The organism is Hydrotalea sp. (genome assembly GCF_049968455.1).
Classification (GTDB): domain Bacteria; phylum Bacteroidota; class Bacteroidia; order Chitinophagales; family Chitinophagaceae; genus Hydrotalea.
The window spans coordinates 79,675-92,166 of sequence record NZ_JBMFQT010000009.1 but is presented as its reverse complement, the minus strand read 5'-3'; the positions used below and the strand labels follow the sequence as shown (position 1 = coordinate 92,166).

Genomic DNA, 12,492 nt, shown 5'->3' with positions numbered 1-12,492 from the left:
GTACCTATATTCACACATAGAATTTCTCTTTTATAACATTAGCATGGTAAAACGTGTAACATTACTAACTCCGTTATTTCCAAAATGCATTACTTTTATTATAGTAATGTTTGTGTCTTCATCGCTCTTAAATGCTCAATCTATTCGTGCTTATACAAAAAGGGCAGATGAATTGTTCAAAGAAAAAAATTACTACGGTGCTGCTCAATTATACAGTAAAGCACTGAACGGAAATATTGATAGCAGAGATGTATTACCCTATACACCGGTAGTACATAAGCATGGCAGAAAACCTAAAGGCGCTAAGGAAATATATTTATTGCACCAGTTAGCAGAGTCGTACAGATTGTATCATGACTATCAAGATGCTTTACCCAACTATGAAAAATATTTAAGTTTAGAAAAGAAGCCCGATGTTATGGCTTATCTGTGGTACGGTATTTCATTAAGGGCAGTGAATGAACCAGAGAAAGCAATTGAAGCGTTATCAAAATTTACTACAGAACATACACAGCAGGATAACTACACAGCTTTAGCTTTGAAAGAAATGGCTGATTGCAGGTTTAATATTGAACAGCAACAAAATGTTAAACGCTTTACTATCCAAAAATTACCTTCACCCATCAATGCATTGGGCTCGAACTATGCTTATGCAAAGATGAATGATAGCATTTTTGTTTTTTCAAGCTCAAGGCCCGATACAATTGGAAAAAATAAACAAGTAATTTATCGTTCAACCTTATATCAATATAATACCAATCAAAATACCATTTCCAAATTATTTCAACAAGCATTACCTTACGATGCAGCCGCCGCACAGTTTTCGGCTGATGGGTTACGGGTATATTTTACAGGATGGAATGAAGACCAGAAATCTGATGCCAATAAATATCTTATATATACGGCTACACGTTCTTCAGTCGATGCGCCTTGGGATACCCCTTTTGCGCTAGATAGCCTCGTCAATGCCCCCGGGTATAATGCAAGGCATCCATTCATTACAAAAGATGGGCAATATTTATTTTTTGCATCCGATAGGCCGGGTGGTTTGGGAAAGTATGATATATGGAAAGTATCATTAAATAGTTTTGGCTTACCTAACGCTGCACCTGAAAACCTAGGTGCTGCCATTAATACACCTGATGATGATATGGCACCTGTATTTTTAGCCGATAGTAGTATGCTTTATTTTAGCTCAAACGGACGGGTAGGGGTTGGCGGCATGGATATTTATCAGAGTAAAGGCAATATTCTTTCCAATCAATGGAACACTGCTGAAAATTTAGGCCTGCCCATTAATTCAGTTAAAGATGATATTTATTATGATAGTTTTGGCAATGCAGATACAAGTTATTTAACTTCCGATAGAGAATCGCCTTGTTGTTTGGAAATATTTCAATCTATAAAACTCCCCCCTTTGCCAGAGGTTAAGCAACCTGAACCCATTGATTCTTCAAAGTTGAATTCACCTGATACTAGTGCAAAGATCAATATTCCTGCAGTTTCAATTCCTGTTAATAAATTAGATGAAGAAGCTGAAAGAAGGAAACATATTCTGGATTCATTAAATAGTGCTACTATCAAACGCGTTTCAGTAAACTTTGACTTTTATAAAGCTAAAGTTAGACCTGAAGATAAGAATAGCTTAGATACCATCATTCAACTGCTAAAAGATAATCCAGATTACAATGTGGTTATTGGTTCATTTACCGACTGTAAAGGCAAGTTTGATTTGAATTTGCGTTTATCAAAAGCTCGTTCATTAGCCGTAAAAATTTACTTAATCAAGCATCATATTGCTGCATCAAGAATTAATGTTGATTTTTATGGTGAACAACACTTAATCTTACCTTGTAAAGATGATGCTACGTATGATACCGCTCAACAAATTATAAATCGTCGCTCCGATATTATAGTTACCAAGGCTAAAAATCCGAAATGGGTTCCTTCAGGAAAAGAGTTGGATATTGATCAAATATTAGATGATATTTCAAATGGCCGTCGTCCATTCAGATATATTCCTGATGAACCTATTGCAAAGGCTAATAACAATTTAAAAGCTGAGAAACAGTTATTACGTGAAGAAAAAGCTAGAGTAAGAGCAGAACATTTAGCTGAATTAAGAGAACAAAAACGTTTAAAACAACAACATGAAGCTGAAGCTGCTCGTTTAAGACGTGAAGAGAAAGCTAGAGCTGCTGCTGAACGTAAAGCGAGATTGCAGGCTGAAAAAGAGGCACGTAAGGCTGCTGCCAGAGAAAAGAAGGCAAAACAGAATGCCGCTAATAACCCATATGTGTCAAAACAAGTTACAGCAAACAATAATAAAGTAGTTAATCAGGCTATACCTTCTCACATTGAAAATGAATTGCAACAAAAGGATAGAAAAATAGCTACCCTTGACTCTATTTCTGAAATTAAGAGCAGATTATTATTAACAGCCATTAATCATCGATCAATTAATCAGGTATTTACTGTTTATACTACATCCGATTCTGTACACGTTGATTTATATGATAATGGAACATATGACCACGACAGTGTATCGGTAATTTATAATTCAGAAATTATTGTATACAAACAAGAGTTAAAAACAGATAAGGCCATTACTTTTAAGGTGCCTGTTGAGCCTAACGAAAAACGTAATGAAATGATATTCTTTGCAGAAAATTTAGGAGAAATACCGCCAAACTCAGCCTTAATGGTAATTACTGATGATACCGGCAAACGTACAGAAGTAAGCATATCAAACGACTTAATGCATAATACCATTATATACTTTGTAAAACTGAAGAAGCATTAATTACTAACCATTTCTATTCCAACGGTTACAAATTGCCCCTCTTAATGAAAATTGAAAGGGGCTTTTTATTTTTACTGATTAATTGTGGTTTTCATTGCATGTCGCCATACATTCAATGAAAATTAGCCGGATGAAATAATAATGTGAAATTTACTTGTGTAGATGTACAATACTGTTCGCTGCAATATTCCATCTATTCAAATGCTCAAATTAGCTAGGGATTTATGATAGATTGAAGCAGTTTTTTGGGTAGAAGAGTGGTATTACATTACAAGTATGTATTTATGAAATTACTTTTGATGTTGCTATTTTTTTAGGCTGTGTACTTATAAAAATAATCCAGGCAATACAAATTAAAATAGTGGAGCCTATCATTACACCCTGCCAAGCCGCCAATTTCCAAAAATATAATCCTAAGGCAGAACCTAAAGTAGTTCCAACAAAACTCAAACTCATAAATACAGTATTCAAACGATTTCGAGCTTCCGGCAAAAGTGCATATACACGGGTTTGATTAGTAACATGAACAGATTGTTGGGCTATATCAATCAAAATGGTACCTAAAATCATAAACCATAAACTATCTCTTCTCCAAAACAGTACTGCTATACTTATTAAAAATAGAGACAAACCCATTTTAATAGTTTTTCTAGGTGAACCTTTATCTCCTAGTTTACCAACAAAGGGAGCAGTAATGGCGCCTGCAGCACCGGCAATTCCAAATAAACCAATTTGATGAGATGCATAATGAAAGGGAGCATTTGATAAATGCAAAACCATGGTTGTCCAAAAACTACCAAATACTGCAAAACAGCACATATTAATAGCTGTAGCTTCTCTTAAAACAGGTTGTGTTTTAATTAATTGGATTAAAGAATGCATTAAATGTCCATAATGCCCCTGAAATGAAACATGATTTTTTGGAAATTGCTTTTGCATAAAAATGGCCAAAAAAGAACATAAAATGGCAGCTATCCAAAACATGCTACGCCAGCCCATCCATTCAGCCACTGCACCACTTAATGTACGCGAAAGTAAAATTCCCACTAAAAGTCCACTCATTACAGTGCCAACTACTTTACCTCGTTGATTAGGATCGGAAAGTGTTGCAGCCAATGGCAAAATTAATTGAGGTACAATTGAACCAAGCCCTACAAAAAAGCAACTGATTTGTAATGCAATAAAACTTTGTGCTGTGGCTACACCAACTAAAGCGATAATTGCTAAAAGGGTAGTAGCTATGATTTGTTTTCTTCGTTCAATCATATCGCCGAGTGGAACCAAAATCAATAAACCTGCTGCATAGCCTGCTTGCGTAAGATAAGTTGTACTTCCTGCTATATTTTCAGGTACATGAAAAGAGTGGGCAATTAATACAATTAATGGTTGAATATAATAGATGTTGGCAACGATTAAGCCGGTGCAGATGGCCATTAAAATCACATCTTTCTTTTGTAAATGCATGGCGCAAAATTGTGCATAATAGCAATAATCGAAAAATTTTAATTTTTAATATATGCAATAAATGTTAAACGCATTTAATACTATTTAATGAGATTATAAAACAAGCGTTAGTTTTATGAAATTTTCATTAAATTACGATGTTGTTTAACTAATTATTAAACCAAAACTACATTTATGCATATGAAAAAACGATTGCAGCTATTATGTTGGCTGCTACTGCTATTGCCGGCTTTGGCTATAGCTCAACAAAAAAATATTTCAGGAAAAGTTATTGATCAAAATGGAAATCCTGTGGCTGGAGCTAACATTTCCGTAAAAGGTACACAAACGGGTACACTGAGTGATGCAGAGGGACATTTTTCATTAAAAGTGTCTGTTGGAGCTACAATTGAAATAAGTTTTACAGGATATAGAACCCAAAGTTTTAAAATAACCAATGAAACAACCTCATTTAATGTGGCTTTGAAAGAGGATTATGCTCGATTAGATGAGGTTGTGGTAACTGGTTTGGCCACAACTGTAAAACGTAGTAATGCTGCCAATGCCGTAGCAGTAATTGGTGCACAAGAATTAGCCGGTACTGCACCAGCCCAAACTTTTGATGCGGCATTAAATGGTAAAGTGGTGGGTGCTAATATAATCGCTAATTCAGGTGCTCCGGGTGGAGGTACATCCATAAAATTAAGAGGAGTAACTACTATCTTCGGCAACTCACAACCGTTGTTTGTAGTAGATGGAGTTATTGTAAACAATACAGCTACATCAGCAGGGTTAAATGCTGTTACAGCGGCTGCTGCAGCCGGAAATTCTTCTAATCAGGATAACGCTTCAAATAGAATTGCCGATTTAAACCCAGAAGATATTCAAAGTGTTGAAGTATTAAAAGGTGCTTCGGCTGCTAGTATTTATGGAGCACAAGCCGCAGCAGGAGTTGTAATTATTACAACGAAAAGAGGGAGAGCAGGTAAAACAAGGTTTAATTTTTCGCAAGATGTGGGTTTCAACTCAATTATAAGATACTTGGGGCAACGTCCATTAACTGATGCTATCGTACAATCTCAAGGATGGGATGTTGCGGCTTATGATTCCGCAAAAGCTGCAGGAAAATTATACGATTATGAGAAAGAAATGTATGGTCAAAAAGGATTTATTCGTGACTCTCGTTTATCTATTAGTGGTGGTAACGAAAAAACAACTTTTTATTTAGCAGGTGGGTTACGTAAAGAAGATGGTATTATTAAACGTACAGGCTACGCAAACAATTCTTTACGTGTGAATATTGATCATCGCATTAGTGATAAAATAAAACTAAGTTATAGTTCAACTTTTATTAATTCTTCTGCTGACAGAGGATTAACTAATAATGATAATGCAGGCGTAAGTTTTGGAGTAGCACTCTCATCTACACCTTCTTTTGCACAATTATTTCCCGATGCAAATGGTAATTATCCCAATAATCCTTATGCAGCATCTAATCCATTACAAACTCGTGATTTAATGACGAATAATGAATTAACCAATCGTTATATTGGTGGTGTTAATTTGGATGCGATAATTCAACAGTCTAATAAAATGACTACTCGCATTATTGCAAGAGGTGGATTAGATTACTACAACTTAAAAACAACAGCTGTATTCCCTTCTATTTTACAATTTGAAGTTAATACAACAAAGGGACACAGTATACAGGGTATGACGAATAATGTAAATACTAACTGGGCAGGATTTTTAGTAAACTCCTATAAGCCGGCAGATGATTTATCGTTTCTTACCACAGCAGGTTTAACACATGAATATGGTAAATACGATAACATACTAAATGTTGCTACACAGTTAATCGGTATTCAAACCAATCTCGATCAGGCGGGAGCTATAAATGTTTCTCAATTTAGAACTCAATATAAAAATGATGGTGTTTTTGTGCAGGAAGAATTTGCATTTAAAAACTACTTAAACATTACTGCAGGTTTGCGTTTTGATCAATCAACCAATAATGGTGATTATAAAAAATATTTTACTTATCCAAAAGCCAATGTGGCATGGAATTTATCAAAAATGAATTTTTGGAAGAGTAAAACTATCAACGATTTAAAACTAAGGGTAGCGTATGGTGAGTCAAGTAATTTCCCTGCTTACATTAGCCGTTTTACGCCTTTAAATTCTTCGAATATTGGTGGTTATCCCGGTTCATTGGTTTCAAATACTTTGGGTGATGGAAGTATAGGTTCTGAAAGACAAACAGAATTAGAAGCCGGGGTTGATGTTAGTGTTTTAGAAGGAAGATTAAGCTTAGAAGCAACCTTCTATAATAAAGTAGTAAAGGATTTATTAATGCAAGGACAGGTACCTGCTTCAACCGGCTTTGCTACTAAGTATTTAAATGCCGGTAGTTTAAGAAACAGAGGAGTTGAGTTGAGTTTGAAGGCAATACCTTTTGAAAGAAAAAATTTCAGATGGACCTCAACTACTAACTTTTGGTTGAATCGTTCTTTGATTACTCAATTGACTATTCCCGCATTCCCACTTGGAGCATTTGGTACAACTTTGGGTACTTACTTTATTCAACAAGGTGCATCTGCAACCCAAATAGTAGGGTTAAATGGCAATGGTGGTATTGGCAAATTAGGAGATGCTGAACCTAATTTTCAAATGAACTTTTTAAACGATTTTACAATTCATAAAAACTGGTCTTTGCGTTTCTTAATTCACTGGAAACAAGGGGGTGATGTTATTAATTTAACACAGCTATTAACCGATTTAGGTGGCACTAGTCCCGACTTTGATGTGATGCAAAGTAATGGTAAAACAGCAGGCGAAAATCGTATTGCCGCATTAGGTGTTTCTTCAAAACCCTTCGTACAAAATGCCAGCTTTGTTAAATTTAGAGAAATTGGTTTGTATTATACTGTTCCTTATCGCATTAAAAATATTGAACGCATACAATTAGGAGTATCGGCTAATAATTTATTTGTAATAACACCTTACGTTGGTTACGATCCTGAGGTATCTAACTTTGGAGTTGGTTTTTCATCAGGTGTTGATGTTACACCTTTCCCAACTTCAAAACGTGTTCAATTTCATGTTGCTATATCATTTTAAAAATAAAACTATTTATATATGAAAACTTTTAAATTTTCAGTATTGCTAATTAGCATCAGTTTGCTAATGAATACTGCATGTAAGAAAGAACCTATCCCATATTTGAACGGCCCTACATCTCAACAAATAACAAGTGATCCAACCATTAGTGAATTGAATAATTTGGTTACCGGAACAGAATCGGGTATGCGCAATAATATTGCTATTTATTTAGATGTAGTAAGTATGATTGGTCGCGAAGGTTACCGATTCTCAGGTTCTGAACCGCGTTATACTTCTGACTTATTGGGTGCAGGTAATGCTATATTGGATAACAATACATTTTATCTCACTAATCCTTGGGGGTCAAGATATAATACCATTCGCAATGCATACATTTTAATTCAGGCCGCTACAAATTCAACTTATGTAACAGATGCTCAGCGCAAAGCTTACACTGGTTTTGCTAAAACTATTATTGCTTATCAACTTTTATTGAATTTGAATTTAACCTATGAGAATGGCATAAGGGTTGATGTTGCTGATTATAATAAGTTAGGCCCTATTGTTGGTTTAAGTGATGCGCTAACTGCCATAAGCAATTTATTGAATCAGGGTCAGGCAGACCTAACCGGTAGTGATGTTATATTTAATTTATCATCAGGCTTTTCCGGTTTTAATACTGCAAGTGGTTTAATTCAGTTTAATCGTGCTTTGGCTGCAAGGGTAGATGTGTATCAACAAAACTGGACAGCGGCCTTAACAGACTTAAATGCTTCCTTCTTTAATTTAAATGGTAATTTTTATACAGGTGTTTATCATGTATTTTCAACAGCATCAGGCGATCAATTAAATCCGTTGTATTTACCATTGAATAATACCGGCGAAAATCGTTTGGCGCAGCCATCTTATGTTACAGATATTGAACCGGGTGATGATAGAATTAATAAAGTTGCTTTACGTAATTCTCCTGCTACACAAAGTGGTTTAACTAGTAACTACGATGTGGCAATTTTCAAAACTAATACAGATCCTGTATCTATTATTCGTAATGAAGAATTGATCTTAATTTATGCAGAAGCAAAAATTCAAACCAATGCTTTAACTGATGCCCAAACTGCAATTAATGTTATTCGCAACGGACACAATTTACCTAATTACAGTGGCCCTCTTACCCAAGCGGCTTTAATTACAGAGATGTTGAAACAAAGAAGATTTTCTTTGTTTTATGAAGGCCATCGTTGGGTAGATGTGCGTAGGTATAACTTACTAAGTACTTTGCCTTTAGATAGACCTACCGATCATATTTGGAAACAATTCCCGCTACCCTTTTCGGAGAGTAACTAATACGTGAAGTGCTTTCTAATTTAAGTGCGACTGTTTTAGCTTATGCATTACAGTCGCACTTTTTTTATTTACCAAATTTCTTTTTTAATGCCGAGAGTGCATCTTCAACACTCATATTGCTTAAATCTGCTTCCGTTTTTTTATGGGATGGTGTTGGCTTTTTTGTTTTATCACCTGAAGCTGCAGCTTGTTTAATGGAAAGTGCAATTCTTTTTCTAACTACATCAACTTCCAAAACTTTTACTTTTACTTTATCGTTTAATTTTAGTGCCTCTGAAGGGTCAGCTATATAACGATTGGCAATTTCGCTAACATGCACTAAACCATCTTGTTTCACACCAATATCAACAAATGCGCCAAAGCGAGTAATATTAGTAACAATTCCGGGTAGAATATCGCCCGGCTTTACATCTTCAATACTATAAATGCCGGCAAATTCAAATTGTTCAATTTCATTTCTGGGGTCTAACCCAGGTTTTTTCAATTCATTTAAAATATCTTGAATAGTCAATGTTCCAATTGTTTCTGATACGTATTTTTCAGGTTTTACTTTATTTAATAAAGTTTCGTTCCCAATCAGTTGTTGCACATTGGTTTGTAAATCGTTCGCAATGGCTTCGGCAATATGGTATGCTTCCGGATGGACAGCACTAGCATCTAAGGGATTTTCTCCATCTTTAATACGCAAAAAACCGGCACATTGCTCAAAGGTTTTTTGTCCTAAGCGTGGTACACTTAAAATTTGCTTCCTATTAGTAAACTTACCAATACTATTTCGGTATTCAATAATTTGTGCAGCTAATGTTGGCCCAATTCCACTTACATAACTTAATAAATGTTTGCTGGCAGTATTAATATTTACGCCAACCGCATTCACACAATTAACTACTGTTTGGTCTAATTTTTCTTTTAGCCGGAATTGATTTACATCATGTTGATATTGACCAACACCAATGCTTTTTGGGTCAATTTTTACTAATTCTGCTAATGGATCCATTAAACGTCTTCCAATACTAACAGACCCTCTTACTGTTACATCGTAATCGCCAAATTCTTCTCGGGCAATTTCAGAAGCAGAATATACCGATGCGCCATCTTCATTTACTAAAAATACAGGTAAGCCGGTATTTAATGATTTTATGAATTGCTCGGTTTCTCGCCCTGCAGTACCATCGCCAATAGCAAAAGCAGCTATCTTAAATTTCTCAATTAAATGTAAAATAACGGAACTGCTTTGTTGTAGTTTGTTGCTTTCATGAACAAAAATTAAATCGTGATAAAGCAATGCGCCTGTCTCATCAAGACAAACTACTTTACAACCTGTTCTATATCCGGGGTCAATTGCTAAAATTCTTTTACCGCCTAAAGGTGCACTTAATAATAATTGCTTTAAATTTTCTGCAAACACTTGAATTGCTTCTTCATCAGCTTTTTGTTTTAATGCTGAACGCAATTCTGTTTCTAAGCTTGGTTGTAAAAGTCTTTTGTAAGCATCTTTAATGGCTTTTTTTACTTGTTCAACAGCAGCATTGCCATAATTGGTAATAAATTGTTCTTCAATAATTGCTATGGCTTCTTCTTCATTTGGGGCAATACTAATCCTTAAAAATCCTTCTAAAAACCCTCTTAAAATAGCTAAAATTCTGTGTGAAGGAATGGTGGTTACCGGCTCCTGAAAATCGAAGTAATCTTTAAATTTAATACCTTCTGTTTCCTTGCCTGTTAATACTTTACTTTGAAACAAAGCTTTTTGCTCAAATAAGTGCCGAAGTTTGGCTCGTATGCCGGCATCTTCATTTATACTTTCTGCAATAATATCTCTTGCGCCTTGTAATGCGCAAGCAGCATCAGTTATAGCTTCATTAATGAAATTTTTAGCTACGCTTTCTACATCAATATCTTGTTGCTCTAAAATTTGAAGCGCCAATGGTTCAAGACCATTTTCTTTTGCTGTTTGAGCTTTGGTTTTACGCTTGGGTTTATAAGGGAGATAAATATCTTCTAGCGTTGCAACGGTAGTGGCTTTGTTTAGTTTCTCTTGCAGTGCTTCCGTCATTTTACCCTGCTCGGTTATACTTTTTTCAATGCTTGCTTTTAATTGAAAAAACTGTTGTAAACGTTTATGTTCATCTTGAATTTTTTCAATTTGCACCTCATCTAACCCCCCGGTTTTATCTTTTCTATATCGTGCAATAAAGGGTATCGTTGCCCCTTCACTTAAAAGGGTTATAACGGAATTTATTTGATTTATACTTATTTGTACATTAGCTGCCACTAATGCATTGATATTATCTGGTAACATACATAAAATATTTAATAAAATATTTGAATTTGGGCAGCGAATATAATCGCTGGAGGCTAAAAAAAAATTTTTAAAATAGCATTAGATTATTTAATGCCTAGTTGTTGAAGTAAATAACTTGCTCGGGGTAATTGCGGATATATTGTTGAATGAGGTGTTTAATAACATCATTTTCAGGATAAGGTGTTAATGTATTTTTAAGCATTTCAACTGTTAATTGGGGTGGTTCAGGTTCATTTTGTAACATGCCCATACCGGTAAACATACCTTTTTCAATTAAAATGTAATGTGAGCCATCTTTTATAGAACAAGTAATCGCTTCTGCTTCCAAAGATTGAATGGCATCTTTTACTCTTATATTGTATTCCATTGCTTCAGGTAAAGGATTTGCAGGTTCATTTTTATCTAAAAAACATAAGTAGGGAATCAGTTGAAATTTGTTAATTAGGCTCCACAAACAATTATTCGCCTCAGTTATATAACTAAATGCTGCTAAAGGATTTAATTGTTTCTTCCATTTATCAATAGCCAGGCGTTCATAGCCTTTGTTGTCAATAAAATGGTATAAACCAAATTTTTGTTCTTTAAATTTTTGGCTTTTATTATATTTCGGCCACCTTTTTTTTATTTCAATACTCTCCAATATTGCAGCAGTAAATTCGCTACTGCAAACATTAAACTCAATGGCATATATTTCTCGTAAAAAAGCTTGTTTTTGTGCGGTGGTTTTATTGTTAGCAAAATGTTGTGTTACTCTTTTTTTTAAATTCTTGGCTTTACCAACGTATATAATTTTTTTTTGCTGGTTATAAAAATAATATACGCCTGGTTTGTCCGGAATATTAATAAATTGTTCTTCAGGAATATGGGGTGGTAAATAGGTAGCAATTGATCTGCCTTTCATCATTTTTTGTAAGTAACCACTTTTATCGTTTTGTATTAACAGCTTGAATAATTCGGTAGTTGCTAAAGCATCCCCCGATGCCCGATGTTGCTGGCTATGATTAATTTGAAGGGTTTTACAAATGCTTCCTAAACCATATTTGGGTAATCCGGGAAAAATTTTTCTCGATAAACGAATGGTGCACAGCTTTTGTGTGTTTAATTCAATTCCACAGATATTTAAATGTTGTTTTACAAAAGCATAATCAAAATTTACGTTGTGTGCTACGAAAATGCGTTCTTTTAATAAATGATATATATGTGGTGCAACAGCCGAAAATAGTGGTGCGTTGGCTACCATTGCATTTGTTATTCCGGTAAGTGTTTGTACAAAGGGCTGAATGGGCATTTGCGGATTAATCAAAGTTTCGTAAACCCCTTCAATTTTTTTACCATCAAATAACACAATAGCAATTTCTGTAATGCCACCATTGTGTGCATGCCCTCCGGTAGTTTCAATATCAACAATTGCAAACATGTGAGGGTGAAATTACAATTTTTTAAACTTCGCATCAAATTCCGTTGAATTACTAACAGATGGCCGTTGCAATTCCTT

At 34.9% G+C, this 12,492-nt stretch carries 6 protein-coding genes; 3 read left to right on the top strand and 3 right to left on the bottom strand.

From position 1 onward, the window contains the following. Positions 1 to 43 precede the first annotated feature (43 nt). Positions 44 to 2,803: an OmpA family protein gene (locus ACP5P5_RS08230; protein ID WP_428285626.1), complete on the top strand. Its 2,760-nt coding sequence runs from the start codon at positions 44 to 46 to the stop codon at positions 2,801 to 2,803. Between the two features lie 282 nt (positions 2,804 to 3,085). Here the strand turns inward: ACP5P5_RS08230 and ACP5P5_RS08225 are convergent, their stop codons facing one another. After that, on the bottom strand, positions 3,086 to 4,267 hold the full coding sequence (locus ACP5P5_RS08225) for an MFS transporter (RefSeq protein WP_428285625.1): 1,182 nt from the start codon (positions 4,265 to 4,267) through the stop codon (positions 3,086 to 3,088). 180 nt (positions 4,268 to 4,447) lie between these two features. Between ACP5P5_RS08225 and ACP5P5_RS08220 the strand changes: the two genes are divergently transcribed. Together ACP5P5_RS08220 and ACP5P5_RS08215 are read left to right on the top strand one after the other, a co-directional pair. Then, positions 4,448 to 7,366, top strand: coding sequence for a SusC/RagA family TonB-linked outer membrane protein (locus ACP5P5_RS08220; protein WP_428285624.1), 2,919 nt, complete (start codon positions 4,448 to 4,450; stop codon positions 7,364 to 7,366). An 18-nt stretch (positions 7,367 to 7,384) separates the two neighbouring features. Then, the gene (locus ACP5P5_RS08215; RefSeq protein ID WP_428285623.1) at positions 7,385 to 8,692 is read left to right on the top strand and encodes a RagB/SusD family nutrient uptake outer membrane protein; all 1,308 of its coding nucleotides are present in this window, start codon (positions 7,385 to 7,387) and stop codon (positions 8,690 to 8,692) included. A 64-nt stretch (positions 8,693 to 8,756) separates the two neighbouring features. Here ACP5P5_RS08215 and ACP5P5_RS08210 read toward each other — a convergent pair whose 3' ends face one another. Beyond that, positions 8,757 to 10,994 (bottom strand): Tex family protein, encoded by a 2,238-nt coding sequence (locus ACP5P5_RS08210; protein ID WP_428285622.1) that lies wholly within the window; start codon positions 10,992 to 10,994, stop codon positions 8,757 to 8,759. Between the two features lie 97 nt (positions 10,995 to 11,091). Then, positions 11,092 to 12,414: an exonuclease domain-containing protein gene (locus tag ACP5P5_RS08205; protein ID WP_428285621.1), complete on the bottom strand. Its 1,323-nt coding sequence runs from the start codon at positions 12,412 to 12,414 to the stop codon at positions 11,092 to 11,094. Positions 12,415 to 12,492 lie beyond the last annotated feature (78 nt).